This is a genomic window from Burkholderia sp. JP2-270, from assembly GCF_003233675.1.
In the GTDB taxonomy this organism is placed as follows: Bacteria; Pseudomonadota; Gammaproteobacteria; order Burkholderiales; family Burkholderiaceae; genus Burkholderia; species Burkholderia pyrrocinia_C.
This window is the reverse complement of record NZ_CP029826.1, coordinates 951,287-977,668: the sequence shown is the minus strand read 5'-3', so window position 1 is coordinate 977,668 and position 26,382 is coordinate 951,287. Positions and strand designations below refer to the sequence as shown.

Genomic DNA, 26,382 nt, shown 5'->3' with positions numbered 1-26,382 from the left:
GTCCGGACATATCGACGCAACCCTGCATCGAAGATCCGATTCCCCTTGCCCCGTTTTCGAGGTCTCCATGCCCAGCAGCCCCCTTCCCGTCTCCAGCACCGTCGTGGATTCGATCCTGTTTCGCGATGCATTCGGTACCGCAAAGATGCGCGCGCTCTTTTCCGATTACGCGCTCGTGCAGCGCTACATCGATGTCGAAGTCGCGCTCGCGAAGGCCGAGGCGCGGGTCGGCGTGATTCCGGCCGACACCGCCGACGTGATCGCACGCGAATCGCGCATCGAGCGCATCGATTTCGATCACATGCGTGAGGAGACGGATATCGTCGGCTATCCGATCCTGCCGCTCGTGCACCAGCTCGTCGCGATGTGCGGCGATGCGGGTCGCTACGTCCATTGGGGCGCGACGACGCAGGACATCATGGATACCGCGGTGGCGCTGCAGGTGCGCGATGCGCTCGATTCGATCGACGGCGACATCCGCGCGCTGCGCGGGATCCTGGCCGATCTGGCGCACCAGCATCGCGATACCGCGATGGCCGGCCGGACCCATCTGCAACAGGCGTTACCGGTCACGTTCGGATACAAGGCGGCCATCTGGCTGGCAATGTTCGACCGGCACCAGCAGCGGCTCGCGCAATTGCGATCGCGTGTCGCGGTCGTCGAGTTCGCGGGCGCGGCCGGCACGCTGGCGTCGCTCGGCGACAAGGGCTTCGAGGTCCAGAAGGCACTCGCGGAAGAACTGAAGCTCGGCGTGCCTGCAACGACATGGCACGTTGCGCGTGACGGCTTCGCCGAGGCCGTGAACCTGCTCGCGCTGATCACCGGCTCGCTCGGCAAGATCGCGACCGACATCATGATCATGGCGTCGAACGAGTTTGCCGAGGTCTACGAACCGTTCGTCAAGGGGCGCGGCGCGAGCAGCACGATGCCGCAGAAGCGCAATCCGATCTCGAGCGAGCTGATGCTGGCGGCGGCCAAGGCGGTTCGGCAGCACGCCGGCCTGATGGTCGACGCGATGATCCAGGACTTCGAGCGCGCGACGGGCCCGTGGCACGCGGAATGGATTGCGATCCCGGAGAGCTTCATCCTGACGTCCGGCGCGCTGCATCAGGCGAAGTTCGCGCTCGGCGGGCTGATCGTCGACACGGAGCGGATGAAGCAGAACCTCGGCATCAGCAAGGGGCTGATCGTCGCCGAAGCCGCGATGATGCAGATGGCGCCGTTCACCGGGCGCCAGCAGGCGCACGACATCGTGTACGACGCGTGCCGGACGGTCAACGAACAGGGCGGGACGCTCGCCGAAGCGCTCGCCGCGCTCCCCGAAGTGACGCGACATTTCGATCGCGACGCGATCGATCGCATGACCGATCCGGCCAATTACCTGGGGCTTGCACCGCAAATGGTGGATCAGGCCATCGCACTGTCCCGCGATATCTGAATCCACGCCGTGGAGGAGACACGATCATGAATCAGACACCGACCTCGCGCGACGCATCGGCCCCTGCCGTGCCGAAGCGCCCGTGGTATCGCAAGCTCGGCATGCAGGTCCTCGCCTCGCTGGTGCTCGGCATCATTGCCGGCCTGCTGTTCCCGACATTCGCCACGCAGCTGAAGATCCTCGGCGACGTCTTCCTGGCGCTGATCAAGGCCGGCGTCGCACCGCTCGTATTCCTGACGATCGTGCACGGCATAGCGTCCGCCGGCGACGTGAAGAGCGCGGGCCGGGTCGGATGGCGCGCGATCGTGTACTTCGAAGTCGTGTCCACGATCGCGCTGGCATTCGGCTTGTTCGCCGGCAACCTGCTGCGAACCGGTCAGGGCATGACGTCCGTTGCGCTCGGCAAGGTGCCGGTCGCCGCGGCCAAAGCGACGCCGCAGGGGTTCACCGAGTTCGTGATGCATCTCGTGCCGGACAACTTCATCGGCGCATTCGCAAAAGGCGAGCTGCTGCAGGTGGTCGTCCTGGCGGTGATGGTCGGCATCGGCATTCTCGCGATTCCCGAAGCGAGGCGCGCGCGCGTCAATGACGGGCTCGACCGGATCTCGGAAGTGCTGTTCTCGTTCATCAATCTCGTGATGAAGCTCGCGCCGATCGGCACCTTCGGTGCGATCGCCTATGCGGTCGGCAGCAACGGGACGGCCGTGCTGGTCGCGCTGGCGCAACTCGTGCTCAGCTTCTATGCGGTCGTCGTGCTGTTCATCGTCGTCGTGATGGGCCTCGCCGCGAAACTGGCCGGCTTCAGCATGTGGCGTTTCATGCGCTACATCAAGGACGAGATCCTGATCGTGCTGGGCACGGCGTCGTCGGAAAGCGCACTGCCGCGCCTGCTGGTCAAGCTCGAGCGGCTCGGCTGTGCAAAACAGACCGTCGGGCTCGTACTGCCGACCGGCTATGCGTTCAACCTCGACGGGACGTCGATCTTCATGGCGATGGGCGTGATGTTCATCGCACACGCATACAACGTGCCGCTCACGTTCGAGCATCAGCTCGGGATCCTTCTGCTGATGCTGCTGACGTCCAAAGGCGCCGCAACGGTATCGGGAGGTTCGTTCGTCGTGTTCGCGGCGACGGTGACGTCGACGGGCCTGCTGCCGGTGGAAGGGTTGGCGCTGATCTTCGGCGTCTATCGCTTCATGTCGATGGCGATCGCGACGTGCAACACCATCGGCAACAGCCTGGCCACGGTGGTCGTCGCGAAGTGGTCCGACACGTTCGACGAGAGCGTCGCGCAGCGCCACCTCTACCCCGAGCGTTATCCGGAAACGGCGCGCGCCGACGCGCAGTTCGACGACGGCAACTTGCGTCGCGACGCCACGGACAACGCGAATCCGCATGGGCCCGGCATCCCGCTCGAACACCGTGGCCTGTAGCACCGGTTCAAGGCGACGGCGCATGCCGGATCGGCATGTTCGCGAGCCGTCGCCGATTGCACCATCGATGCCGATCGGACGGTCAGCGCCGCGCCATCGCTTCCGTAATCGCAAGAAACCGCTCGATCTCTTCGCCCGTATGGCAATGAAGCGGCGACACGCGCACCGCACCGTCGAGATTGAACGACTTCAGCATTCGGCCTGAATACAGGCTCGACGCGACCCGCTCGTAGACGATCACGCCGCGCTGTTCATATTCGCGCACCGCGTGCGTCGCGTCGAGATTCGCGAACCCGATGCCGACGATCAGATCGCGCTCGTCGAGCGCGTCATGATCCCAGAACACGCGGACGCCTTCCATCGCCCTGAGCCCGCGCCGGCCACCGTGACCGTCGAGCAGCGCCGCCAGCAATGCGCGTTCGTGCAGTTCGATCCGGCGCATGCCTTCGGCGAACAGCGCGCGCCGATCGTCCGAATCGCTGAAATACGCGCCGATCCACGCGACGTAATCGACGATCGCCGTGACGACCGCGAACTGCGCCGGCGCCGGGCTGCCGAGTTCCCACACGCTCGATTCTTTCGCTGCAAGCCGGTGATGCGGCAACGACGCCGCCCGCGGCGACAGCCACGAGATCCCGGAACCGCGGCAGCCAAAAAACTTGTACGGCGCGAAGTTGATGCCGTCGACCGGGGTTTTCTGCAGGTCGATCACGCCGTGCGGTGCATGCTGGACCGCATCGACGACGATGAACAGATCCGGCTTTTTCTCGCGCGCCCGCGCCACGATCGCGTCGATGTCGAGTTTCGCGCCGGAAATATTCGACGCGGCCATCACGCTGAGCAGCGCCGTATCCGCATCGACGAGCGCCACGATCGCGTCGACGTCCACGCCACCGGTGCGCGGATTGCTCGGCGCGATGCGCAACGTCTTGCCGGTACGCTCCGCGTAGTACGTCATCGCGTCATGGGAAGAAGGGTGCTCGAGCACGGTCGTGACCGCGTTCGTGCCCGGCACGTTCTCCATGATCGCCCTCACCATGTCGAACATCGCGCCCGATGCGGTCAGCGATGCGTAAATCGAGCCGCCCTGCGTGTTGAGGATCGTGCGAACGTCGTCCTCGCCGCGCGCCTGGATCGCCTGCAGGTCGAGCGCGCGTTCGTGAATGCGCTCGGGGCAGTCGGGCAGCGCATCGATACGCGAATACGCATCGAGCGCCGCCTTCAGCCGAAACGACCCGCCGGCGTTGTCGAAGAACAGGCGTTCGCGCCCGTCGATGTCGCGGTCGACGTGATGAAAGCGCGACCGGATTTCGCGCATCAGCGCGTCGGGAAAGAAGGCTCCACGGATACTGCTCATCTGCGATGCTCCTGTTTGCTTCGTAAGATTGTCGGTCGGTGTCGTGCGGCCGGGGTCACGCGTCGAGCGACGCGAGATACGCGCGGCCTTTTTCCGCGTCGTACCGGCCTTCCCACTTCGCGATGACGAGCGGCGCGAGCGCATTGCCGATCACGTTCAGCGCGGTGCGCCCCATATCCATCACGCGATCGACCCCGGCGATGAACGCGAGCCCCTCGAGCGGCAGACCCGCGCTCGCCAGCGTCGCGAGCAGGATCACGAACATGAAACCCGGCACGCCCGCCGCGCCCTTCGACGTGACGACCATCGTCAGCGTCAGCACGATCTGCTCTTGCCAGCCCAGATGCACGCCGTACAGCTGGGCGACGAACAGCGTGCCGATCCCGAGATAGATCGACGCGCCGTCGAGATTGAACGTGTATCCCGTCGGCACCACGAACGTCGTGATGCTCTTCGGCACGCCGTAGTCCTCCATCTTCTTCATCAACTGCGGCAGCACGGTCGCCGAACTGCAGGTCGAGAACGCGATGATCAGTTCGTCCTTGATCACGCGCAGCAGCGTGAGGATGCGGAAGCCGCACAACCGCGCGACCAGCCCGAGCACGCCGATCGCGAAAAGCAGGATCGCGAGGTAGGTCACAGCGACCAGCTTCAGCAGCGGCAACAGCGAACCGAACCCGAAGCTCGCGACGGTCACCGCAATCAGTGCGCACACCCCCACCGGCGCGTAGTGCATGACCATGTTCGTTACCTTGAACATCGCGTCGGCAATCCCCTTCAGCATCGCGAGGACCGGCATCCGGTATTCGTCCGGCACCGATTGCAGCCCGAGTCCGAACAGCAGCGAAAAGAAGATCACCGGCAGCAGGTCGCCCTTCGCCATCGACGCGACGATGTTGTCGGGAATCACGCCGAGCACGAGCGCCATCAGCCCGTGATGGGCCTGTGCCTGCTGCGCCGCCTGCCGGTAGTGCGACATGTCCGCGTGGCCGAGCTGCGACAGGTCGGTGCCGACGCCTGGCTGCAGCACGTTGCCGATCACGAGGCCGAGCACGATCGCGACGGTCGTCACCACCTCGAAGTAGATCAGCGTCTTCAGGCCGATGCGCCCGAGCGACTTGCCGTCGCCGACGCCCGCGATGCCGATCACCATGCTCGTGAATACGATCGGCACGACGATCATCCGGATCAGCTTGATGAAGATGTCGCCGGCCGGCTGCAGGAATCCGGACACCGCCGCATCGCGCATCTGCGGAAAGCGGTTCAGCACGAATCCGGCCACGATGCCCACGACGAGCCCGATGACGATCTGCCACGCCAGCCCGACGCGCGGCTTGCGCACGGCGTGCGCGGCCGGCGGGTTCTCGATGACGGTGTCCATGTCTCTCTCTCCATGACTGGGGTCCAAGCGATTGCACGCGGCACACCATGCGCCGCGCGTTCCGGCCACGGGTTTGCCGGCCGGTTCGGGCCGCGCAGGACACGCCGGGCGACACGACATCGACACCTTAAGCAGCCTAAATAAGCGAAAAAAGCGATTTTTTTATATGTCAAACTATCGCTTTAATTCATGAATCGGCGGGCGAGATGCTGACGTTCAAGCAAATGGAGGCGTTGTACTGGATCGTGCAGCTCGGCTCGTTCGAAGCGGCGGCGACCCGCCTGAACACGACGCAGTCGGCCGTATCGAAGCGCATCCAGGAGCTCGAGCGCACCTTCGACCTGACCGTGTTCGATCGCGCGCACCGCAGCGCAAGGCTCACCGACAAGGGCGCCGAACTCTTCGAGCACGCGAAGGAATTGCTCGAACGGCGCGACCAGATCGTCGAGCGCATCAGTTCGAAAGAGGTGCTGGTTCGGCAGGTCCGGATCGGCGTGACCGAACTGACCGCGCTCACGTGGCTGCCGCGCCTGATCGCGGCCATCCAGGCCGCCTATCCGAAAGTGCGCGTGGAAGCCGAGGTGGACCTGAACGCGACGCTGCGCGAGCGCCTGGCGGCCGATACGATCGATCTGATCGTCGTGCCGCAGATCCACGCGACCGAGTCGTTCGTGTCGACCGCTGTCGGCGAGGTCGACAATGCGTGGATGTGCGCGGCCGGATTCGCACCGAAGCGGAAGACGGCGATCCCGCTCGCGGACATCGCGCAGTTTCCGCTGATCCTGCAAGGCAGCCTGTCGGGTACCGGCCATCTGTACACGCGCTTTCTCGAGGAACACGGTGTCGGCATGCAGCGGATCCTGGCCAGCAACAGCCTGATCGCACAGATCGGCCTCGCGCTGTCGGGGCTCGGCGTCAGCTATCTGCCGAAGGCGTGCCTGTCGCGCATGGTCGCGTGCGGCGCGCTCGACATCGTGCAGACGCGCCCCGCGCTGCCGCCCGTTCGCTACGTGGCATTGCACCGGGCCAACCGGCCGCATTCGCTGAATGCAGAGATCGCGCGGCTCGCGGCGCAGTCGTGCAACTTCAACACGAATTTGCTGGATCCCGGCGAGCATCCGCAGCCGGGAACGCGCAAGTCGTAGGCGACGCTCGGCATCCGGATGGATCGAATCCCGCCACGCCTTCGACCACACGATCCTGCATGCCCGATCCGGCGTGATAACGTTGCACATCGCCCCCCGGCTTGAACCCCGATCACGCGAACCGCGTCCACCCCGATACCTGACATGTCGCTGACACCGCTTCCCGCCCTGTTCGACGAAGTCCTGCGCACCGTCGCTCGCCGTTACCGGCTGCCGCCGTTCGACAGTGCGTCGTCGCCGGCCGAAGCCGCGAACCCGGCCGCCACCCTTGCGATCGCGATCGAGGAAGCACGCCGGCTGCGCAGCGACGGACACGCTCCCGGCACCGAACTGCAGCAGCGCTTCATCGATGCGCTCGCACGGATGATCCGCGACGCGATGGACAGGCAATCCGGCGATCCCGCCTTCCAGGCCGCGGTGCTGCGGCACGACGCGCCGAGCGTGCGCGAATACGCGTCGCTGCACGCGCACGCCGAGCAGGACCGGCGCGCGCTGCACTCGGCCGTCAACGCGATCGCGCACCCGGCCAAACTCGAGCGCAGCGCCCAGGCGTGGCAACGCGACGGGCTCGCGCGGCTGCATGCGGCCGCAACGTCCGCGTCGTGGGCCGATCTCCATGCCACGCTGCAGCAACTGCTCGCGCTGCCCGACATGGCGACCGACGCCGCCTTCGAGCAGGACATCGTCAAGCTGAAGGATGGTGCGGCACTCGAACGCCTGTTGCGTCTCGATGCGCTGGCGTCGGACGAGCACGTCCGGCAATACCGCGCACTGTGGGTACGCCAGGGTCCGCTCGAAGGCAGCACGATCGCGGTCGCGCAGGGCGCTGCGTCGCAGCGGCGCGGCGCGGCCGTCGAAGCGCTGGCCGCACAGGCGCTCGACGCGTTGGCCGGCAGGCTCGAAGCCGTGGACGACCGGCGCACCTACCGTGTGGTCACATCGATGCGCGTGCCGTCGTCGATACCGGGCCGGCACGACCGCGCGAAAACCGAATGGGATGCGATCCTGCTCGAACGCACGCGCGGCGATGAAGCGGCGCCCGCATGGAACGTCCGCTTCCTCGTCGAAGCGAAGGCGTCCGCGGATGCCGCGACGACCGATTTGCCGCGGCTGCTGCGCGGCCTGAACCTGCTCGCGCAGGCCGACCCCGACACGATCTATTCGTTCGAGACGCACCAGGGCACGGTGCGCGTGCACGGCGCGTCGCTCCGCGCGTTGACGACCGAAGACGCGGCGCTGCAACGGGAAGTGCTCTATTGCTGCGATGCGTCCGCGGACGCGACACCGCGCCTGCTGGGCGCGGCGAGCCGGATGCAGTTGCTGTCGGCGCAGGCGAGCCTCGAATACGCGAGCGCGCTCGCACGGCAGCCGGACGCCGATCCGGGCGGCCTAGGCGTCATCTGGCATGCGCTGCTGACGCTGCCGCAATGGCATGCCGTGCTGCATCAATACCCGTCGTTGCGGCAGGTCCGCGAACTGATGGTGGCGATCGACGACCTGCGGGCCGCGATCGACGATGTCGCCGACGATGGCGTCGCGAGCAGCGTGTACGCGTGATGCACGAGCCGGGCCGTCGCGCAACGGCAACGCGCCGCCCGCTCGGTTGGTGAGCACGCCGAACGGCAGCGTCCATCCCGCCAGCCGGCCGCCGTCAGCCCATCGATCGTCGGCCGCAACTGCCGGCTGAATCTTGATTCAGGCGATCCGGATTCAAGGTTGCGTTACATCTACACTGAGTGGACTTCCATTTCGCCGGGCCGGCAATCGCTGCGACTGGCCGACAGACTCGCGCCCGCCGCCCGATCACCGCGACCTCACTGGCCGCCGGCGCTATCCGTCTCGCCCGTTTGGTACGATACGCGCCGGGGCACGACGCCCCCTGAGAGACCCGGCCATCGCGGCCCCACCCCAGCACAAGAAAAATGCGAAGAAACCCGACGCTGAACCGAAACCTGCTCGCCGCGCTGGCGGCCGGCCTGCTCTGGATCCCCGCCGCTCATGCGAGCGGAGACGACGGCTGCTATGTGGCGGCCACGCTCCGGCAGAACGGCTATTCGTGCGGTAGCCTGCCGATGCTGAGCCCCGCCAACGACACGCGCATCAACGCGATGCTGCTGATGGTCGACAGCGCCAAGGTCGCGCAGGTATTCCCGGACCCGAAGACGATCCCGGCGAAAGACCGGATCAACCAGATCATCGTGCCGTTCCCGCTGGACTTTTCCGGGTGGATCGACATCGGCCAGAAGCAGCCCGACCGGGCTGACGGCGCGTCGGACGCCGATGCGCTGTCGAATCGGTACGCCGACGGCGAGGGCAGCATCTGCCGCAGCATGAATGCCGGCGCCGACGCGTTCAACGATGCGCTGAATGCCGCCGGCGGCATCCCCGCCGACGAAGCCGCGCGCCTGCGCGCGGCGCGCACCGACATCGCGCAGAAGACCTGTGCCGCGGGCGGCGCTAGCGCCGCCTGGACGAAGCCGTCGGTCAAATCGCCGCTCGGCCAGCAGTTCGCGGCCTACCTCGACGGCACGAACGCGTTCTACCGCGCCGACTTCCTCACCGCGACCAAAGCCTTCGCGAACGCATCGCACAGCGCGAACCCGTGGCTGAAGGAAACCGGGCTCTACATGGCCGGGCGCGCGCAGCTGAACGCCGCACAGGCCGACGTGTTCGACAACGACAGCCCCACGCCGTCGCGCGCGCGCGTGACGAAGGTGTCGCTCGACGCCGCGAACACGGTGTTTCGCACCTACCTGAAGGTGTATCCGCAGGGGCGCTATGCGGTATCCGCGTCGGGGCTGTTGCGGCGCGTCGCGTGGCTCGGCGGGAATGTCACGCAGCAGGCCGACCTGTACGGCAACGCGCTGGCGCGCTGGTCGCCGAAGACCTCGAACGTGCCGCTGATGCAACTGGCGAACGAACTCGACAGCAAGCTGCTGTTCGGGTCGGAACTCGACGCGCGGCAGATCCAGTCGCCGACCGTGCTCGCGACCGTCGACCTGCTGCGCATGCGCACGTCGGACAGCGGCGACTCGAGCCGCGACAAGCCGCTGACGCTCGACGATCTGCAGGCGCAGAAGCCGCGCTTCGCGAGCGCGCCCGCGCTCCACGACTACCTGCTCGCGACCTGGTACGTGTATGTCGGACACAAGCCGGACGCGGCACTCGAATTGCTGCCGCAGACGCCCGCAGTGCCACTCGATTACTTTGGCCTGAGCCAGCAGACGCTGCGTGCGTTCGCGCTCGAGGATAGCGGCCAGAGCGACAAGGCCCGCCAGTTGTGGCGCGACCTGATCCCGCTCGCGAAATTCCGCTTCCAGCGCGAAGCGCTGGAACTCGCGCTCGCGATCAACCTTGAACAGGCCGGGCTCGTCAACGACGTGTTCGCCGACGATTCGCCCGTGCAGAACGCCGCGATCCGTGCGGTGCTGCTGCAGCGCACGGCCAATGCGGACCTGCTGCGCGCGCAGGCGCAGAACCAGGCGGCAGGCGGCGCGCTGCGCGACACCGCGCTGTATACGCTGCTGTACAAGGAGCTCACGCGCTCGCACTACGCCGACTTCATCGCCGACGCCGCGCTGGTGTCCGGCACGCCAGCCGATGCGCTGAAGCCGTTCACGGCGCCCGGTGCGAGGAACGAAGACGGCTATGCATGCCTGTCCGCACGCGACATCGCAGCAGCGCTTCAGCAGAATCCCGGCGATGCGAAAGGGCTGAACTGCCTCGCCGATTTCGTGCGCCTCCATCCGCCCGCATCCGGGCTCGAAGGCGATTCGATGCCGTGGGTGCGCAACGCGTCGGCGGCAAGCGCCAAGCGCACGCCGCCGACGCTCGGCGCATCGCCGTCGCAGTTCGCAGGCAAGCCGTACGAGCGGATGTCGAGCTACGCGACGGTGATGGCCGATGCGCAGGCGAGCCCGAACGACCGCGCTTACGCGTTCTACCGCGCGATCAAGTGCTATGCGCCGGCCGGCTACAACGAATGCGGCGGCAAGGACGTCCCGAAGAACACGCGCAAGCGCTGGTTCGATACGCTGAAGGCCACCTATCCGGGCAGCCCGTGGGCGCAGAAGCTCCGCTACTACTGGTGAGCGCGGCGTGAAGCGCATCGCGTGCGTCGCGCTGCTGCTGGCCGGACGCATCGCGCTGGCCGGCACCGTCGATGCCGCGCGGTACGACGCGTTCTGGCTGTGGGCCGGCGTGAAGCCGCAGGCGGTCGTAAGCGGCGCGCGCGCCGTCTACGTGCTGCAAGGGCAGATCGAAGCATCGCCGCGTGACGAGTCGCAGGTACGCGTCATCGCGCAGGGCGTCGCACTGCCGCCCGCGCCGAACGCGCGCGTCTGGCTCGTCTATCGTGCGCATACGCTGCGCTGGACGCCGCGCGTCACGCAGATCATGCTGGCGCAGCTCACGCGCTGGCGCGCATCGGGCCGCACGATCGCGGGCATCCAGATCGACTTCGATGCGCGTACGCGCCATCTGCAGGACTACGTCGAATTCCTGCGGACGTTGCGCGAGACCTTGCCCGCCGATTGCCGGTTGAGCATCACGGGGCTGCTCGACTGGAGCAGCCGCATCGATGCCGACCAGGTCAACCAGCTCAGGGGAATCGTCGACGAGGTGGTCGTGCAGACCTACCAGGGGCGCAGCACGATCCCCGACTATGCGGCCTACCTGCCGCGCGTCGCGCGGCTGCAACTGCCGTTTCGCATCGGTGTGATCCAGGGCGGCGAGTGGGACGCGCCGCCGTACCTCGCGACGAATCCGTGGTTCCGCGGCTACGTCGTGTTCCTGCGCAACAGCTAGCGGGCGGAAACGCGGCGACGTTGGTCCCGTCCGCGTGCCGGAGTATCAGATGCGGTAAATCCGCTCTGCATTGCCGACAAACAGCGCGTGCCTCTCCACATCGCTCGCCCCTGCGACGATTTCCGAATACGCACGCCAGAGCGCCGGATACCCGGCATGCAGCCGGTCGATCGGGAAATTCGACGCGAACATGCATCGCGCGGCGCCGAACGCGTCGATTCCCTCGAGCACATATGGCCGGAAGCTCTCGATCGTCCACCGGTGATCGAACATCGCAAGCCCGCTCAGCTTGAGCGTGACGTTCTCGCGCCGGGCGAGCCCGTGCAGCCCGGCGCGCCACGCGCGGTAGCCGTGCACGCTGTCGCGGTCGACGAACATGCCTGCGTGATTGACGATGAAGACCGTGTCCGGATGCGCGTCGACCAGCGCCAGCGCGGCCCCGACCTGGGACGGATAGAGCTGCAGGTCGAACGACAGCCCGAGCCGGGCGAGCCACCCGAAATGGTCGCGCCAGCCCGGATCGTCGAGATAGTCGCGATCGACGTAGTTGTACCAGGGGTTCGCGTGGCGGTTCAGTACCTGGCGAATGCCGCGCACGTTCGCGCAGGCGGCGGCCGCCTCGAGCCTCGCCGGCGCGTCGGCACGCGACAGGTCGACGCCCGCGACAATGCCCTCGGGCATGCCGCCGCTCGCCGGCGTGTCGGCCAGCGCCTGCAGCCATTCGACTTCGCTCGGCGTTGTCCACGCATCATGGATCGCTTCGACGTGCACGACTTTCAGGATGTCGATCCCGCCCGCGTCCGCGCGCAGGTCGGCCGGACCGTATGCGCGCGGCAGCGCCGCCACCGGCCCGGAAAACGCCGGTCGCGCGCGGTCGAGCCAGCCGTAGCTCAACGCATCGGCATCCCAGAAATGCACATGTGGATCGACGACCTGCATTGCGCCTCCCTGCGATCACGCCAGATGGAACATCGGTTCCAGATGTTTTTCGAGCGGCCGCCCGTCCCCGTCCGTCGCCATCAGGTCGGCCATGTACGCCCACCACCGGCGCATCACGTCGGCCTGCGCGAGTTCGGCCATCCGGTGCCCGGCCGGCCGTTTCAAGACGGCGAACAGGCAATTCGTTTCGTCGTCGAGAAAGATCCAGTAATCGGCCATGCCGGCCGCGCGCAGCGCGTCGGCCAGCTCCGGCCAGATCGCATCGTGGCGCCGCCGGTACTCGTCCTTCTGCCCGGGATGCAGCCGCATCCGGAACGCGATCGTCTCCATGTCCGCCCCCGTCATTGCAGGTTCACGTAAAGGCCGCCGTCGACGAGAAGTGCCGCGCCGTTGACGTAGCGCGCGAGGTCCGACGCGAGGAACACCACGCAGTCCGCGACGTCGTCGGGCTCGCCGAGGCGGCCGAGCGGAATGCGCTGCTCGAAGTACTCGGCCTTGCCGGGCGCCGCGAGATCCGCTTCGTTGATCTCGGTGCGGATCGTGCCCGGCAGCACGGAATTGCAGCGAATCCGGTGCGGGCCGAGCGCGACCGCGCACGACTGCATCAGCGCGTGCACACCGGCCTTCGTCGGCGTGTAGTGCGTCTGCATGCCGCCGCCGACGAGCGCGCTGATCGAACTCGTCGCGACGATCGCGCCGCCGTCGCCCTGCACGGCCATTTGGCGCGCGACCGCCTGGGTCACGTGGAACGCGCCGTGCAGGTTGACCTCCATCGTGCGCCGCAGCAGGTCGGCGGGCAGATCGAGGAACGCGTGGAACGGACAGATCCCCGCATTGCTCGCCAGCACGTCGATCCGGCCGAACGCATCGACGGCCCGCGCGACCAGCTCGTCCGCGGTGTCCGGCCGCGCGATGTCGCCCGGCACGGCGAGCGCGCGCCGGCCGGTCGCGCCGACCTCGTCGACCAGCGCGTCGAGCGCATGATCCGACTGCGCCGGCAGCAACGGGTTGGCCCAGTAATTGACGACGACGTCGGCGCCATGCCGCGCGCACGCGAGCGCGATCGCCCGGCCGATGCCGCGCGAGCCGCCGGTGACGACGACGACCTTGTTCTCGAGCAGTTTCATCGCGGCGGCTCAGTGCGTGTAGGGCCGTTCGGTGCGCACGGCCGGATTGAGCCGCACGCCGAAGCCGGGCGTATCCGGCACCTTCATCCGTCCGCCCGTCGGCACCGGTTCGTCGAGCAGCAGCGGATCGAACATCGGCACGACGCGATCCGCCTGCGGCGCCATCATCAGGAATTCCGCGAACGGGCTGTTGTGCCGCGTCGTCACGAAGTGATAGCTGTAGACCGACGAGCCGTGCGGCACCACCAGCACGCCGTGCGCGTCGGCGAGCACCGAAATGCGGACGAGTTCGGTCAGGCCGCCGCACCAGCCGACGTCGGGCTGGATGATGTCGCAGCAGCCCATCTCGAGCAGCATCCGGAAGCCCCAGCGGGTCGCCTCGTGCTCGCCCGTCGTCACGAGCAGATCGGGCGGCGCCGCACGGCGCAACTGCGCGTAGCCCCAGTAGTCGTCGGGCGGCAGGCACTCCTCGATCCACTTGAGCCCGTAAGCGCGCGCCTCGTGCGCGAGCCGGGTCGCATAGCGCACGTCGAGGCTCATCCAGCAGTCGAGCATCAGCCAGAAATCCGCGCCGACGCGATCGCGCATCGTCGCCAGCGCGTCGAGGTTGCGGCGCAGGCCGTCGTCGCCCTCCGCCGGGCCATGATGCAGCGGCAGCTTGCCGCCGATGAACCCCATCTCCTTCGCGAGATCCGGCCGCGCGCCCGTCGCATAGAACTGCAGTTCGTCGCGCACCTTGCCGCCGAGCAACTGGTGCACCGGCTCGCCGCGCACCTTGCCGAGCAGGTCCCACAACGCGAGATCGACGCCGGAGATCGCGTTCAGCACCACGCCCTTGCGCCCGTAATAGAGCGTTGCGTAGAACATCTGATCCCACATCTTCTCGATGTCGGTCACGCGCTGCCCTTCGATGAAGCGTGCCAGATGGCGCTCGACGATGAACGCGCCGATCTCGCCGCCCGTCGTCACCGCGAAACCGACCGTGCCGTCGCTCGCCTCGATCTCGATCACGAGTGTGCCGAGCACGTTGATGCCGAACGACTGCCGGCTCTGCCGGTATTCGGGGTAACGTGCCATCGGCGTCGCGATGTGATCGTCGATCCAGTGGTCAGCGCCCTGGTCGTGGTAGTCGGCGCCGCCGCCGCGCACCGTCAGCGCGCGGATGTGTCGTATCGTGGGCATGCTCATCGGGACGTTCCTCGATCGGAAAGAAGAAAAATGCGCGCGTGTCAGCGCGCCCAGCGCAGCACGAGCGCGTCGAGCCGCCGCGCGATCTCGACGAGGCCCGCGCGCGTCTCCGGGTGCAGCGGCATCAGCGGGCGCCGTGGCGCGTCCGACGCGATCACGCCGCCCTCCTTCATCAATGCCTTGCAGGCGAGCAGCCCGGCCTGCCGGTTTTCGTAGTTGATGAGCGGCAGCCACTTCTCGTAGCCAGCCACCGCCTCGTCGCGCCGGCCCGCGCGATAGGCGGCGAGAATCGGCTGCAGCCCGTCCGGGTAGCCGCCGCCGAGGATGCTGCCCGTTGCCCCCGCGTCGAGATCGGCAAGCAGCGTGATCGCCTCCTCGCCGTCCCACGGCCCCTCGATCGCGTCGCCGCCGAGCGCGATCAGCTCGCGCAGCTTCGCCGCCGACTGCGGCACCTCGATCTTGAAATAGCGCAGGTTCGGAATCGTGCGCGCGAGCCGCGCGAGGAACGCCGCCGATACCTGCGTGCCGCTCATCGGCGCGTCCTGGTACATGATCGGGATGTCGATCGCATCGGAGACCTCCGAGAAAAACGCGCCGATCGCCGCCTCGCCGCAGCGAATCGTCGCGCCGTGATACGGCGGCATGATCATCACCATCGCCGCGCCGGCTGCCTGTGCGGCCCGGCTGCGCGCCGCGCAGATCACCGGATTGAAATGGGTTGTCGTCACGATCACGGGCACCCTGCCCGCAACGTGCTCGAGAATCATCCCGGTGAGCCGTTCGCGCTCGTCGTCGGACAGCGAGAACTGCTCCGAGTAGTTCGCAAGGATGCACAGCCCGTCTGCGCCCGCGTCGATGATGAAGTCGACGCAACGCATCTGCCCTTCCAGGTCCAGTTCGCCCGATTCGGTGAAAATCGTCGGCGCGACGGAAAACGCGCCCGTATAGCGGCGAGCTGCCTGCGTGTCATGAATCATCTTGTCTGCCTCACTTCATTCAGGATTACAAAATTGATAAAGCGCGATTCCGCACGTCGTCACGAGTCGCTCAGACCCTGCCGTACCGGCCGCGCAGCCCGTCCGTCACGCCGCACAGGATCGCGTGCAGCTTGGTTCGCTTGTCGCGCGCATGCAGCAGGATGAACGCGACGTGCTTCAGCGTGATCAGGTTGATCAGCAGCATGGCCGGATAGCGGCGCCAGTAGTCGCGTGCGACCAGGATGCAGTTGCGGGCGGCGTAGTAATGGCGCAGCGCGCTCTGGTCGAAGATCTCGACGCGCGGCCAGTGCTGCCGGGCCGACGGACTGCCGAGCTCGTGAGGCAGCGATACGTCCGCATTCACGCACACCGGCACGCCGTTCGCCTGCGCGCGCATGCAGTACTCGGCGTCGACATGGTCGATGAAGAAATCCTCGCGAAACCGGCCGAGCGCGCGATACGCGTCGAGCGAGATCGCGGTGCCGGAAGAGATGATCACCGAGCACGGCAGCAAGCCGCGTGCGCCGTCGCCGATCGGCGTGATCCGTGCAGACCAGCGGCGCACGGTGAAGAGCGGCAGGTTGCGCCGGAAGTTGCGGTTGAAGATGCGCGGCCCGACCAGGAAGCGCGTATCGCCGACCGTCGCGCACCCCGTGAGCATCCGCTCGAAGTAATCGGCGGGCACGGTCGAATCCTGGTCGAAGATGAAGAATACGTCGCAGCCGCGGCGAATGAGGAACTCCACGCCGGCGTTGAACGCGCCGGCGATCCCGCCGCGGTTGTGGTTCGCGACCACGTCGACGCCGTGCGCGGCAAGCCGCGCGTGCAGCTCGCGATCGACGACGGGCGAGTTGTCGACCGCGACGACGGCCGGACTGTGCGCGGGCAGGCCCAGCAGATGGTCGATCTGCGCCGCGGACGGCTTGTACAGAGTGACCAGCGTGCCATGTTTCATGACGGCACCTCGTAACGAAAGCGTGGCGATGCGCCGCACCGGCAGGCGGGCGGCCCGTCCTCCTTTGCCTTGCGTCTCGTCGGCGCGGTCTCGCCGGGCGCGCTTGCGCCGCGGACCGCCCGTTATTTCGCGTACAGCTTCACGACGCTCGCTGCCACCACGCGCGTGATTTCCTCCATCCGCCAGCGGATGTGCGTGTCGGTCAACGCGACGCATCGTTCGGTGTCCCGCGCGGCGAGCGCGTCGAGGATCTCCAGATGCTCGGTGAAGGCCGCATCGCGCCGCTGGTCGACGTCGACCCATCGCACGTAGTGAATCCGTGCGTTGATTCCCTGCAGCACGCGCCCGATCTCCGCGTTGCCCGACAGCGCGGCAAGCTCCAGGTGAAACAGTTCGTCCTTCAGGACGAGTTCCGACGACGGCATCCGCGACGCGCTCTTCATCACCTGCCGCCAGAAGCGGCGCAGTGTCTTGATGTCGTTGTCGGACGCCCGCTCGCACGCGAGCATCACCGCGGTCGACTCGATCGAACGCCTCAGCTCAAAGAGATCGAACACGTCTTTCCCTTCCAGTTGGCGGATGAAGAATCCGCGATTCGGCACGAAGACCAGCAGGTTCTCTGCAACGAGACGGTTCAGCGCCTCCCGGATCGGCGTGCGGCTGACGTCGAACCGCTCCGCCAGTTCAAGCTCGTTGACCCGCTCGCCCGGCCGGATCGTATACAGCACGGCCATCTGCTTCAATTGCTCGTATATCTCGTTGACCGTCAGGCCCGCGCGCCTGGGCGCCAGCGCCTCGCGGCCGCCAAGCACGGAATTCGCTACCATCTCGCCTCCTCCTTCGTCTGTCGGCGACCGTCATTATCGGCCATGAACCGGCCTGCGGACGCCTCTCGTGCGGCTACCGTCATTGCATCAGCAGGCGTCCGAAGCCCGGCACCGGATCGTCGACGCCGGCGAGCCGCAGCGCATGCCACGCGAGCGCGTGATTGCTCGACAACACAGGCTTGCCGGCGCGCGCCTCGATCTCCGCGAGCGCATCGACGAGCCGAAGGCTCGTGCACGACACGAACACCGCATCCACCGCCGGATCGGCGGCCAGTGCGAGCACCGCGCGCTCGATCGATGCGCGGTCGATCCGCGCCACCTCGTTGTCGTCGCGGTGCTCGAACGAGCCCGCGCGCACGACGTCGACGCCGCGCGCGCGCAGGTAGGCCGCCATCGCTTCGTTGATCGAGCGCTCGTACGGCGTGAGGAGCGCGACGCCGCGCGCGCCCAGCGCGCCGAGCGCGACCCGCGCCGCGGTGATCGGCGTCGTGCACGCGACGCCCGGCCGCGCCTCGCGGATCCGCTCGAACACGCGCTCCTCGCCGAGCACCATCGACGCGGACGTGCAGCCGAACGCCACCACGTCGAGCCGCTCGCCGGGGCGGATCAGCTCGACGGCCGCCGCGATCCCGCCGTCCATCCGCGCGAGCGTCTCCGCGGTGATGTCGGCAGAGTTCGCGATCCGGCTCTCGTAGAACGCGACGCCGTCGAGTGCGAGCACGCGCCGCCATTCGTATTCGATCGTATGGTCGGTCGCGAGCACGACGAGCCCGATCGCCGCGCGGCGCGCGATGCCCGCATCGAGCGAGAAGCCGAAGCGCGCGTACGAACCGGCGCCGTGCTGCACAGGGGTCGAAAGAAGTTCGCTCACTGGAGTGTCATCCCGGTAATGTCGATGTCGGGCTGCCGGCCGTGGATCAGGTCCGCGACGATCTTCGCGGTACCGCACGACATCGTCCAGCCCATGTGGCCGTGCCCGGTGTTGAGAAACAGGTTGCGATGCCGGGTCGCGCCGATGATCGGCGTGCCCTCCGGCGTCATCGGCCGCAACCCGGCCCAATACGACGGTTTCGTATAGTCGGCGCCGTTCGGAAACAGCGCCTTCGCGGTCGCCAGCATGTGCGCGAAGTCCGCGGGCGTGTGGGTCGTGTCGTAGCCGCCGAATTCTGCCGTCGCGGTCAGCCGCAGCCGCTCGCCGAACCGTGCCCACGCGACGAGCTGGTTTTCCTCGACGCCGCCGAGCGTCGGCGGCTCGTGGCGCGCGTCGATCGGCAGCGTGACCGAGTAGCCTTTCACCGGATAGATCGGCAACCGGTAGCCGAGCCGGCGCGCGACGAACGGCGAGTACGCGCCGAGCGCGAGCACGTAGCGGTCGCCGCTCACGCGGCCCTGCGACGTCTGCACGTAGTCCACCGCGTCCGCGTCCGCGCGCATGCCGTCGATCGTCGCGCCGAAACGGAACTCGACGCCGAGCGCGCGACAGCGCTCGGCGAGCGCGCGGGTAAACAGATGCGCGTCGCCGCTCTCGTCGGACGGGCAGTAGATCGCGCCCGCGATCTCGCCCGCCGCGCCGGCAAGCGCGGGCTCGCGCTCGATCACCGCGCGCGGATCGAGCGTCTCGAGCAGCAGGCCGTTGTCGGACAGGATCCGCATGTTCGCGACGCCGCGCTCGAACGACGCGGGATCCCGGTACAGGTACAGCAGCCCGCCGCTGATCCGGTCGTACGCGAGCCCCTCGTCGCGCGTCGCGGACTGGAGCTGCTGCTGCGCGTAGCGGCACAGCCGCACCTTGATCGACGTGTTCCGGCGCGACCGCTCCGCCGTGCAGTTCTGCAGGAACTGCCGGCACCACGCCCACATCCGCCAGTCCGGCGACCACTTGAGGCGCAGCGCCTGCCCGTCCGAGAACAGCGACTTGAGCAGGATCTTCGGCGCGCGCGGCGATGCCCACGTATAGGAATGCCCGGGCGCGATCAGCCCCGCGTTCGCGAAGCTCGTCTCGAGCGCGACGCCGTCGCGCCGGTCGACTACCACCACCTCGTCGCCCGCCTTCGCGAGAAAGTATGCGGTCGTCACACCGACGATGCCGCCTCCGAGCACGACCGTCCTCATCGCTCGCCTCCAGGGTCTGTTTCCAGATGGAACGCGCATGCGTTGCCACGAGAACGGCCGCTCGCGAGGCGAGCGACGCCGCGAATACTGACGTATTCGCAAGGAGCGCAACGCGGCGAGCGGCCGTTCTCGTGGCAACCCCAAATTAAAAAATTCATGTCACGGGAATGCCCGAAATCGCCCGTATGGCGGCGTCGCTCGTCGCTTGTTTGGCTCGGCCAAACGGCGCTCCTCACTTCTTGCCCTACGAGCGATTTCGGGCATTCGCATGTGCGTTCCATCTGGAAACAGACCCTAGAACGCGGCGATCGCCGCGATTTCGACCGTGTACTCGGGAAACGCGAGCGCCGACTCCACGCATGCGCGCGCCGGCGCGTCGCCCTGCGGCACCCATGCGTCCCAGACCCGGTTCATGTCGGCAAAGCTCCGGTGATCGGCAAGCCAGATGTTCGCGGACACGATCCGGCGCTTGTCGAGCCCCGCGCCGTCGAGCAGCCGGTCGATCTTGTCGAGGATCTGGCGGGTCTGGCCGGCGACGTCGAGTGCGGTGTCGTCGGCAACCTGTCCGGCAATGAACGCGAAGCCGCCCGCGACCACGAGCTGGCTCATCCGCTCGCCTGCGCCATATCGCCTGATCTCCATCGCACCGCCTCCGCTTTCCGTATCGAGTGGGTTGAATTCTAAGCATCCATATTCAGGACTGTATACACTTTTTTCAAAAATATTCGATGCCGCGCCAATCTGGAGCATATGCCCGCCGCTGGTGTTTACAGTCGCTGAGTTTGTGCATTTAACGCTTTAAAACAAGGCATTTTCTTGTGACCATCGGTGCGTTTTACGAACTTCGCCACATCCGTTCAAAAAGTGTTTGCCAACGATTTTTGTTCTGTGATTCTGTCGACACTTTTGTATTTCAAACGCAATTCAACACGCATTCAGGAGAACAAAAATGAAGCTGGGTTGCTGGAGTCTCGGGATCTGCGTCGCGCTCGGCGCGTGGGCGACATTTCCTGCGCACGCCGACGTCAGCGTCGGCGCCGTGTTGCCGCTGACAGGCGCAAGCGCGTCGATCGGCGAGGACCAGCGGCGCGGGATCGAACTCGCGGTCGCTAAAATCAACGCGCAAGGCGGCGTGCTCGGGCAGAAGCTGCAGGTGCGGATCGAGGATTCGGGCGGCACGGCGAACACGGCGCTCGACGCCGCGCGCAAGCTGGCGACGGTCGAGCGCGTGCCGCTCGTACTCGGCGAATTCTCTTCGTCGGTGACGATCCCGGTCGGGCAGTTCCTCGTGCGTCAGGGCGACGTGCACATCAACATCGGTTCGTCGAGCCAGCAGGTCCGCAAGATCGGCGCGGGCTCGTTCAGCGCAATCGGGCTCGACGACCTGTCCGCGCGCTTCGCCGCGCAGGATGTGTACGACCGCAAACTGCGGCGCGTCGCGCTGATTGCACCGAACAACGGCTACGGCCAGGGCATCGCGGCCGAGTTCAGGAAGCGCTTCGAGGCGCTCGGCGGCACGATCGTCTCGACGGTGCTCTACACCGAGGGCCAGTCGACCTACCGGCGCGAGCTGGAGCAGGCATCGCGCGCGCAGCCCGACGGCTACGTGTACAGCGCGTACGGACAGGAAGCCGCGACGCTTAACCGGCAGGCGTTCGAGATGCGCCTCAACCAGCGGCCGTGGTACGGGATCTACCTGACGATGTGCACGAGCGACACGCCCGCCCAGATCGCGCAGGGGCAGATCGGCCTGGAGGTCGCGGCGCTCGGCACAAGTGCCGCCGCGTACGCGGCCGACTATCGCGCCGCGTACCACGAGGCGCCGCGCTCGGCGTTCGGCAGCTACGCGTACGACGCGACGATGCTGTCCGCCGCCGCGATGAACCGCGCGCAATCGGCCGATCCGGCGAAGGTGCGCGCAGCGCTCTCGGCCAGCCAGCCGTATACGGGCGTGACCGGCACGATCGCCTTCGACGCCGACGGCCAGCGCACGGTGCAGCCATACGAGAAGGTCGTGTACCGGCAATCCGTCGTCGCGCGCTAGCCACCGGGAGCAACGCGATGCTGCAATTCCTGATCGATGTCCTGATGCGCACGTCCGACCTGCTGCTCGTGTCGGTCGGCCTGTCGACGCTGTATTCGCTGATTCGCTTCCCGAACATCGCGCACGTCCAGTACGCGATGTTCGGTGCGTTCGCGACCCTCGGGTTCGAGCGCGCAGGCCTGCCGTTCGCGCTCGCGACCGCCGTGTCGTGCGTGGCGGTCGGCCTTGCCGCGACGCTGCTGAACCTGTTCGTGTTCACGCGGCTGCTGCGCTCGGGCAGCGCGGTCGCGATGATCGGTTCGCTCGCCGTGTCGCTGCTCGCCGTCGCGCTGATGCTCGGCGCCGCCGGCTCGCGGCCGCTGCAGTATGCGCAGGCGGTGCGTCCGCCGCTGATGGTCGGCGGCGTCGCGATGTCGTCCGCGCAGGCGGGCTCGATCGCGTGCGGCGCCGTCGCGCTCGCCGTGTTCGCGCTGCTGCTGTACCGCACCCGCCTCGGCCGCGCGATGCGCGCGCTCGCGTCGAATCGCGCGCTCGCGCTCGCGACGGGCATCGACGCGCAGCGCGTGACCAACGTGATCACGTTCGCAAGCGGCGTGCTCGCGGCGCTCGGCGGCACCATGCTCGGCGCGACCGAAAGCGTGCACGTCAACCTCGGCTACGGGCTGCTGATCCCGGTGTTTTCCGCCGCCATCCTCGGCGGCCTCGGCAATCCGCTCGGCGCGGCGGCCGGCGCGCTCCTGATCGCGTTCGCCGAAACGACCGCGCTCGACGTCGACTTCGGCGGGCTGGTCGGCCGGCCGCTCGCGTTCTTTCCGGTCGAATACGTCGGCGCGGTGTCGTTCGCGATCCTGCTCGTCGCACTCGTGTTCCGGCCATACGGGATCTTCGACAGGGAGGTGCGTCGTGTCTAGTTTCATCGTCCATCTGCTGACCGTCGCGTGCCTGTACGCGACGATGGCGCTCGGCCTGAACCTGCAGGCCGGCTATGCGGGGCTCGTCAATTTCGGCTTCGTCGCGTTCGCCGGGCTCGGCGCCTACGCCGCCGGCATCGCGTCGCAGCTCGGCTGGCCGCTGCCGGCCGCGCTCGCGCTCGCGGCCGGTGCGGCGAGCGTGCTGGCCGTCGCGATCGCGCGGCTCGGCCGCCATCTGTCGGCCGACTACTGGGGCATCGCGACGCTCGCGATCGCCGAGATCCTGCGCACGTTCGCGTTGAACGAAGGCTGGCTGACGGGCGGCGCGCAAGGCATCGGCGGCATCGCGCCGCTCTTTCCCGGGCTGCGCGCGCCGTGGGCCGACCTCGCGTTCCTCGCGGTCGCAGCCGGCGGCCTCGCCGTCGCATACGCCGCATGCCGGCTGCTGACCACCGGCCGCTTCGGCCGCGCGCTGAAGGTGATGCGCGAGGAGCCCGCGCTCGCCGTCTGCTTCGGCTACGACCCGGTCGCGCTGAAGACCCGGGCGAGCGTCGCGGGGGCGCTGCCCGCGGCGTTCGCGGGCGCGCTCCTCACCTGGTACATCAGCTACGTCGGCCCGGACACGATGGTGGCATCCGAAACCTTCGCGCTGTGGACCATCGTCATGGTCGGCGGGCTCGGCAGCCATGCGGGCGTGCTGGCCGGCGCGCTCATCGTGCAGGCGGTCTACGCGATCGCGCCGTTTCTGAAGGACTGGCTCGGCATCGGCAGCGACCTCGCGGGTGCGGTGCGCCTCGGCCTCGTCGGCCTGATGCTGCTGGCATGCGTGCTGTGGCGCCCGCGCGGCCTTGTGCCGGAACGACTGGAGGTTCACCCATGAGCGCCCTGCTCGAGCTTGAAGGCGTCACGATACGCTACGGCGACAACACGGTGCTGTCCGGCCTCACGCTGTCCGTCGGCGACGGCGAGATCGTCGGGCTGCTCGGTCCGAACGGCTCGGGCAAGAGCACGGCGCTCAACGCGATCACGGGCTTCGCTCCCGTCGCGGCAGGCGCGATCCGCTTCGCCGGGCGCCGCATCGACACGCTTGCGCCGCACCGGATCGCGCGGCTCGGCATCCGCCGGACGTTCCAGTTGCCGTCGATGCCCGCGCGCATGTCGGTTCTGGAGCTGGCGATGGCTGCGTCGTCGGCCCGTCACGGGCCTGTCGCCGCGTTGCTGCGCAGTCGCGCGACTCGCACGCTGGAAGCCGAAACCCGCGCACGCGCCGCCGCGCTGCTCGAGGAGCTGAAGCTCGCACACGTCGCGCAGCTCGGCGCCGCGGCGATCTCGGGCGGCCAGAAGAAACTGCTCGGCATCGCGTGCGCGATGATGACCGAGCCGAAGCTGCTGCTGCTCGACGAACCGACCGCGGGCGTCCACCCCAACCTGCGCGGCGAGCTGGTCGCCGAACTGCGCCGCATCTGCGGACAGGGCGTCACGCTCGTCGTGATCGAGCACGACATGCACTTCATCCGCGAGCTGTGCGACCGCTGCATCGTGCTCGATCGCGGCGCCGCGATCGCCGACTGCCGTCCCGCCGAACTCGAGAGCAACCGGCGCGTGCTCGATGCCTACCTGGGCCGCGCGCATGCGCGCCGTCCGCTGGGGGTGTCATGATCGACGTCCGCGATCTGATCGCCGGCTATACACCCGACATCGACATCCTGCACGGGGTATCGCTCTCCGTCGGGCCGGTCGACATCGTCACGATCCTCGGCCCGAACGGCTGCGGAAAGTCGACGCTCCTCAAGGCCATCGCCGGCTTCGTGCTGCCGCGCGCCGGCACGGTCACGATGCACGGCCGCGACATCGCGCGCGTGCCGGTACACCGCAAGATCCGCGAGCACGACATCGGCTTCGTTCCGCAGACCGACAACGTGTTCGGCGCGCTGACGGTTCGCGAGAACCTGATGCTCGGCGGCCACGCGATGTCCGCGTTCCCGCGCGAAGCACGGATCGAGGAGCTGTGCGAGCAATACCCGGTGCTGCGGCGCCGCTACCGGTCGCCCGCAGGCGCACTGTCGGGCGGCGAGCGGCAGATCGTGTCGCTCGCACGCGCGCTGATGCCGCGCCCCGTGCTGCTGCTGCTCGACGAGCCGTCGGCCGGCCTGTCGCCGAAGATGGTCGACGAGGTGTTCGACGCGATCGTCAGGATGCGCGATACCGAGCACATCGCGGTGCTGATGGTCGAACAGAACGCGCTCGAGGCGCTGCGCATCGCCGACCGCGGCGTGGTGCTGACGATGGGCCGCGTTGCGCTGACGGGCACGTCGGCCGAACTGCTCGACAGCGACGAGATGCGGCGCCTCTATCTCGGCGGCCGCGCGGCATGAGCACGAACGCCGCCCCAGCTGCCGGCGCGACCGCCGCCCAGCCCGCGCGTGTGATGGTCGCGCTTGCCTGCGGCTTCGTGATGGCGATGCTCGACGTGACCATCGTGAACGTCGCGCTGAAGGCGATGCAGGCGAGTCTCGACATGTCGCTGACGGCACTCGTCTGGGTGGTCGATGCCTATACGCTCAGCTTCGCCGCGCTGCTGCTGTTCGGCGGCGCGCTGGCGAACCGTTACGGGCCGCGTACGATCTATGTCGCCGGGCTCGCGCTGTTCGTCGCCGCGTCGGTGCTGTGCGCGGCCGCGCAGACGAGCGGCATGCTGGTCGCCGCGCGGCTGCTGCAGGGCGTCGGTGCCGCGCTCTTCATGCCGAGCTCGCTCAGCCTGCTCACGCTGGCGTTTCCGGCCGGGCCGCTGCGCACGCGGATGATCGGCATCTGGGGCGCACTGGTATCGGCGGCGATGGCGATCGGGCCGTGCGTCGGCGGCGTGCTCGTCGACGCGATCGGCTGGCGCGGAATCTTCTGGGTCAACCTGCCCGTCGGTCTGGCCGGACTGTGGCTCACGCGCCGCCACGTCGGGCACTCGCCGCGCCATCCCGGCCCGCTGAACACGTTCGGCCATCTGCTCGGCGTGCTCGCGCTCGCGGCGCTCAGCTATACGCTGATCGAGGGGCCGGGCGCCGGCTGGCGCTCGCCCGCCATCGTCGCCGGCGCGGCCGCGACGCTCGCTGCCGGCACCGCATTCGTGTGGCGCGAACGCCGCGCCCGCCACCGGATCCTGTCGCCCGCGCTGCTGCGCAACCCGCGCTTCGTCGCGGGCGGCCTGCTCGGGCTCGCGATCAATTTCGGCATCCTCGCGGAAATCTTCCTGCTGAGCCTTTACCTGCAGCAGACGCGCGGCGCAAGCGCGCTGCGCGCCGGCTTCGAACTGTTTCCGCTGATGGCGATGTTCGGCATCGGCAATCTCGCGTCCGCCCGCGTGAGCGCGCGGCTCGGCCCGCGCGGCACGCTGCTCGCGGGCCTCGCGCTCGCCACGCTCGGCAGCGCCGGGCTGATCGGCATCGAGGCGCTGCCCTACGCGGCGCTCGCGATCTCGGTCGCCATCGCGAACTTCGGCGCAGGCCAGGCGATCCCCGCGATGAATCTCGTCGTCATGCAGTCGGCCGGCCCCGCGGATGCGAATCTCGCCGCCGCATCGCTGAACGCGAGCCGGCAGATCGGCTCGCTGGTCGGCGTCGCGATCGCGTCGGTCGTGCTGCACGCGATCGCCGACCCGGACCGCGCGACCGCCGCCGGTTTCGCGGTGATCGCGGCCGTCTACCTGGCAGGCTTCGCGATCGTGTTCCGACGCATCGACCCGGGCTGA

Annotated in this window: 24 protein-coding genes; 12 read left to right on the top strand and 12 right to left on the bottom strand. The window is 67.8% G+C overall.

Going from position 1 to position 26,382, the window contains the following annotated elements; genetic code table 11:
* The first annotated feature begins 67 nt into the window (after positions 1 to 67).
* Positions 68 to 1,438 (top strand): adenylosuccinate lyase family protein, encoded by a 1,371-nt coding sequence (locus tag DM992_RS37205; RefSeq protein WP_111021228.1) that lies wholly within the window; start codon positions 68 to 70, stop codon positions 1,436 to 1,438.
* 26 nt (positions 1,439 to 1,464) lie between these two features.
* Positions 1,465 to 2,871 carry a cation:dicarboxylase symporter family transporter gene (locus DM992_RS37200; RefSeq protein ID WP_111021226.1) on the top strand — a complete coding sequence of 469 codons (1,407 nt, stop codon included), beginning with the start codon at positions 1,465 to 1,467 and terminating at the stop codon, positions 2,869 to 2,871.
* An 82-nt stretch (positions 2,872 to 2,953) separates the two neighbouring features.
* Here the strand turns inward: DM992_RS37200 and DM992_RS37195 are convergent, their stop codons facing one another.
* Together DM992_RS37195 and gltP are read right to left on the bottom strand one after the other, a co-directional pair.
* On the bottom strand, positions 2,954 to 4,228 hold the full coding sequence (locus DM992_RS37195) for an aminotransferase class V-fold PLP-dependent enzyme (protein WP_111021224.1): 1,275 nt from the start codon (positions 4,226 to 4,228) through the stop codon (positions 2,954 to 2,956).
* A gap of 55 nt (positions 4,229 to 4,283) precedes the next feature.
* Positions 4,284 to 5,609, bottom strand: a complete 1,326-nt coding sequence (gene gltP / locus DM992_RS37190) for a glutamate/aspartate:proton symporter GltP (protein ID WP_111021222.1) — start codon at positions 5,607 to 5,609, stop codon at positions 4,284 to 4,286.
* A gap of 206 nt (positions 5,610 to 5,815) precedes the next feature.
* On the opposite strand from gltP, the gene DM992_RS37185 reads away from it, so the two are divergent.
* The 4 genes from DM992_RS37185 (at position 5,816) to DM992_RS37170 (ending at position 11,560) form a co-directional block, all read left to right on the top strand.
* Entirely contained in the window at positions 5,816 to 6,754 is a 939-nt protein-coding gene (locus DM992_RS37185; RefSeq protein WP_111021220.1) for a LysR family transcriptional regulator, read from the top strand.
* Between the two features lie 144 nt (positions 6,755 to 6,898).
* On the top strand, positions 6,899 to 8,311 hold the full coding sequence (locus tag DM992_RS37180) for a 3-deoxy-D-arabino-heptulosonate 7-phosphate synthase (RefSeq protein ID WP_111021219.1): 1,413 nt from the start codon (positions 6,899 to 6,901) through the stop codon (positions 8,309 to 8,311).
* A 365-nt stretch (positions 8,312 to 8,676) separates the two neighbouring features.
* Complete coding sequence (locus DM992_RS37175) at positions 8,677 to 10,845, top strand: hypothetical protein (RefSeq protein WP_111021217.1); 2,169 nt, start codon at positions 8,677 to 8,679, stop codon at positions 10,843 to 10,845.
* 7 nt (positions 10,846 to 10,852) lie between these two features.
* The gene (locus DM992_RS37170; protein WP_111021215.1) at positions 10,853 to 11,560 is read left to right on the top strand and encodes a DUF3142 domain-containing protein; all 708 of its coding nucleotides are present in this window, start codon (positions 10,853 to 10,855) and stop codon (positions 11,558 to 11,560) included.
* Positions 11,561 to 11,605: 45 nt separating this feature from the next.
* Here the strand turns inward: DM992_RS37170 and DM992_RS37165 are convergent, their stop codons facing one another.
* The 10 genes from DM992_RS37165 to DM992_RS37120 all read right to left on the bottom strand — a co-directional run bounded on the left by DM992_RS37165 (position 11,606) and on the right by DM992_RS37120 (position 20,327).
* Positions 11,606 to 12,499: an amidohydrolase family protein gene (locus tag DM992_RS37165; protein ID WP_111021213.1), complete on the bottom strand. Its 894-nt coding sequence runs from the start codon at positions 12,497 to 12,499 to the stop codon at positions 11,606 to 11,608.
* A 15-nt stretch (positions 12,500 to 12,514) separates the two neighbouring features.
* Entirely contained in the window at positions 12,515 to 12,829 is a 315-nt protein-coding gene (gene rhaM / locus DM992_RS37160) for an L-rhamnose mutarotase (protein WP_111021211.1), read from the bottom strand.
* A gap of 11 nt (positions 12,830 to 12,840) precedes the next feature.
* Complete coding sequence (locus DM992_RS37155; RefSeq protein WP_111021209.1) at positions 12,841 to 13,626, bottom strand: SDR family NAD(P)-dependent oxidoreductase; 786 nt, start codon at positions 13,624 to 13,626, stop codon at positions 12,841 to 12,843.
* Between the two features lie 9 nt (positions 13,627 to 13,635).
* Positions 13,636 to 14,814, bottom strand: a complete 1,179-nt coding sequence (gene rhmD / locus DM992_RS37150) for an L-rhamnonate dehydratase (RefSeq protein WP_111021208.1) — start codon at positions 14,812 to 14,814, stop codon at positions 13,636 to 13,638.
* Between the two features lie 41 nt (positions 14,815 to 14,855).
* Positions 14,856 to 15,791, bottom strand: a complete 936-nt coding sequence (locus DM992_RS37145; RefSeq protein ID WP_034184548.1) for a dihydrodipicolinate synthase family protein — start codon at positions 15,789 to 15,791, stop codon at positions 14,856 to 14,858.
* Positions 15,792 to 15,861: 70 nt separating this feature from the next.
* Positions 15,862 to 16,746: a glycosyltransferase family 2 protein gene (locus tag DM992_RS37140; RefSeq protein WP_105392800.1), complete on the bottom strand. Its 885-nt coding sequence runs from the start codon at positions 16,744 to 16,746 to the stop codon at positions 15,862 to 15,864.
* A gap of 122 nt (positions 16,747 to 16,868) precedes the next feature.
* Positions 16,869 to 17,573, bottom strand: coding sequence for a GntR family transcriptional regulator (locus DM992_RS37135; protein ID WP_111021206.1), 705 nt, complete (start codon positions 17,571 to 17,573; stop codon positions 16,869 to 16,871).
* A gap of 79 nt (positions 17,574 to 17,652) precedes the next feature.
* Complete coding sequence (locus DM992_RS37130; RefSeq protein ID WP_081938620.1) at positions 17,653 to 18,444, bottom strand: aspartate/glutamate racemase family protein; 792 nt, start codon at positions 18,442 to 18,444, stop codon at positions 17,653 to 17,655.
* Positions 18,441 to 19,685 carry a D-amino acid dehydrogenase gene (locus tag DM992_RS37125; RefSeq protein WP_111021204.1) on the bottom strand — a complete coding sequence of 415 codons (1,245 nt, stop codon included), beginning with the start codon at positions 19,683 to 19,685 and terminating at the stop codon, positions 18,441 to 18,443. The genes DM992_RS37130 and DM992_RS37125 overlap by 4 nt, the downstream gene beginning before the upstream one ends.
* A 294-nt stretch (positions 19,686 to 19,979) precedes the next feature.
* Positions 19,980 to 20,327 (bottom strand): RidA family protein, encoded by a 348-nt coding sequence (locus DM992_RS37120; protein ID WP_111021202.1) that lies wholly within the window; start codon positions 20,325 to 20,327, stop codon positions 19,980 to 19,982.
* 307 nt (positions 20,328 to 20,634) lie between these two features.
* Here DM992_RS37120 and DM992_RS37115 point away from each other — a divergent pair, with 307 nt between their 5' ends.
* Genes DM992_RS37115 through DM992_RS37090 form a run of 6 tightly spaced genes read left to right on the top strand, consistent with a single transcriptional unit; the run spans position 20,635 to position 26,382 of the window.
* Complete coding sequence (locus DM992_RS37115) at positions 20,635 to 21,729, top strand: ABC transporter substrate-binding protein (protein WP_111021200.1); 1,095 nt, start codon at positions 20,635 to 20,637, stop codon at positions 21,727 to 21,729.
* A gap of 17 nt (positions 21,730 to 21,746) precedes the next feature.
* On the top strand, positions 21,747 to 22,640 hold the full coding sequence (locus DM992_RS37110) for a branched-chain amino acid ABC transporter permease (RefSeq protein ID WP_111021198.1): 894 nt from the start codon (positions 21,747 to 21,749) through the stop codon (positions 22,638 to 22,640).
* Positions 22,633 to 23,520 carry a branched-chain amino acid ABC transporter permease gene (locus DM992_RS37105; protein ID WP_111021196.1) on the top strand — a complete coding sequence of 296 codons (888 nt, stop codon included), beginning with the start codon at positions 22,633 to 22,635 and terminating at the stop codon, positions 23,518 to 23,520. Before DM992_RS37110 ends, DM992_RS37105 begins: the two co-directional genes overlap by 8 nt.
* Positions 23,517 to 24,299 (top strand): ATP-binding cassette domain-containing protein, encoded by a 783-nt coding sequence (locus DM992_RS37100; RefSeq protein ID WP_111021194.1) that lies wholly within the window; start codon positions 23,517 to 23,519, stop codon positions 24,297 to 24,299. The genes DM992_RS37105 and DM992_RS37100 overlap by 4 nt, the downstream gene beginning before the upstream one ends.
* Complete coding sequence (locus tag DM992_RS37095) at positions 24,296 to 25,015, top strand: ABC transporter ATP-binding protein (RefSeq protein WP_111021192.1); 720 nt, start codon at positions 24,296 to 24,298, stop codon at positions 25,013 to 25,015. Before DM992_RS37100 ends, DM992_RS37095 begins: the two co-directional genes overlap by 4 nt.
* On the top strand, positions 25,012 to 26,382 hold the full coding sequence (locus DM992_RS37090) for an MFS transporter (protein ID WP_111021191.1): 1,371 nt from the start codon (positions 25,012 to 25,014) through the stop codon (positions 26,380 to 26,382). Before DM992_RS37095 ends, DM992_RS37090 begins: the two co-directional genes overlap by 4 nt.

What these genes read in the sequence shown, in the direction of transcription:
- rhaM (WP_111021211.1), bottom strand. Translation starts at nt 12,829, where the DNA reads ATGGAGACGATCGCGTTCCGGATGCGGCTGCATCCCGGGCAGAAGGAC.
- DM992_RS37110 (WP_111021198.1), top strand. Translation starts at nt 21,747, where the DNA reads ATGCTGCAATTCCTGATCGATGTCCTGATGCGCACGTCCGACCTGCTG.
- DM992_RS37145 (WP_034184548.1), bottom strand. Translation starts at nt 15,791, where the DNA reads ATGATTCATGACACGCAGGCAGCTCGCCGCTATACGGGCGCGTTTTCC.
- DM992_RS37095 (WP_111021192.1), top strand. Translation starts at nt 24,296, where the DNA reads ATGATCGACGTCCGCGATCTGATCGCCGGCTATACACCCGACATCGAC.
- DM992_RS37165 (WP_111021213.1), bottom strand. Translation starts at nt 12,499, where the DNA reads ATGCAGGTCGTCGATCCACATGTGCATTTCTGGGATGCCGATGCGTTG.
- DM992_RS37115 (WP_111021200.1), top strand. Translation starts at nt 20,635, where the DNA reads ATGAAGCTGGGTTGCTGGAGTCTCGGGATCTGCGTCGCGCTCGGCGCG.
- DM992_RS37200 (WP_111021226.1), top strand. Translation starts at nt 1,465, where the DNA reads ATGAATCAGACACCGACCTCGCGCGACGCATCGGCCCCTGCCGTGCCG.
- DM992_RS37090 (WP_111021191.1), top strand. Translation starts at nt 25,012, where the DNA reads ATGAGCACGAACGCCGCCCCAGCTGCCGGCGCGACCGCCGCCCAGCCC.
- DM992_RS37155 (WP_111021209.1), bottom strand. Translation starts at nt 13,626, where the DNA reads ATGAAACTGCTCGAGAACAAGGTCGTCGTCGTCACCGGCGGCTCGCGC.
- DM992_RS37120 (WP_111021202.1), bottom strand. Translation starts at nt 20,327, where the DNA reads ATGGAGATCAGGCGATATGGCGCAGGCGAGCGGATGAGCCAGCTCGTG.
- gltP (WP_111021222.1), bottom strand. Translation starts at nt 5,609, where the DNA reads ATGGACACCGTCATCGAGAACCCGCCGGCCGCGCACGCCGTGCGCAAG.
- DM992_RS37205 (WP_111021228.1), top strand. Translation starts at nt 68, where the DNA reads ATGCCCAGCAGCCCCCTTCCCGTCTCCAGCACCGTCGTGGATTCGATC.
- DM992_RS37195 (WP_111021224.1), bottom strand. Translation starts at nt 4,228, where the DNA reads ATGAGCAGTATCCGTGGAGCCTTCTTTCCCGACGCGCTGATGCGCGAA.
- DM992_RS37125 (WP_111021204.1), bottom strand. Translation starts at nt 19,685, where the DNA reads ATGAGGACGGTCGTGCTCGGAGGCGGCATCGTCGGTGTGACGACCGCA.
- DM992_RS37175 (WP_111021217.1), top strand. Translation starts at nt 8,677, where the DNA reads ATGCGAAGAAACCCGACGCTGAACCGAAACCTGCTCGCCGCGCTGGCG.
- DM992_RS37185 (WP_111021220.1), top strand. Translation starts at nt 5,816, where the DNA reads ATGCTGACGTTCAAGCAAATGGAGGCGTTGTACTGGATCGTGCAGCTC.
- rhmD (WP_111021208.1), bottom strand. Translation starts at nt 14,814, where the DNA reads ATGAGCATGCCCACGATACGACACATCCGCGCGCTGACGGTGCGCGGC.
- DM992_RS37180 (WP_111021219.1), top strand. Translation starts at nt 6,899, where the DNA reads ATGTCGCTGACACCGCTTCCCGCCCTGTTCGACGAAGTCCTGCGCACC.
- DM992_RS37100 (WP_111021194.1), top strand. Translation starts at nt 23,517, where the DNA reads ATGAGCGCCCTGCTCGAGCTTGAAGGCGTCACGATACGCTACGGCGAC.
- DM992_RS37140 (WP_105392800.1), bottom strand. Translation starts at nt 16,746, where the DNA reads ATGAAACATGGCACGCTGGTCACTCTGTACAAGCCGTCCGCGGCGCAG.
- DM992_RS37135 (WP_111021206.1), bottom strand. Translation starts at nt 17,573, where the DNA reads ATGGTAGCGAATTCCGTGCTTGGCGGCCGCGAGGCGCTGGCGCCCAGG.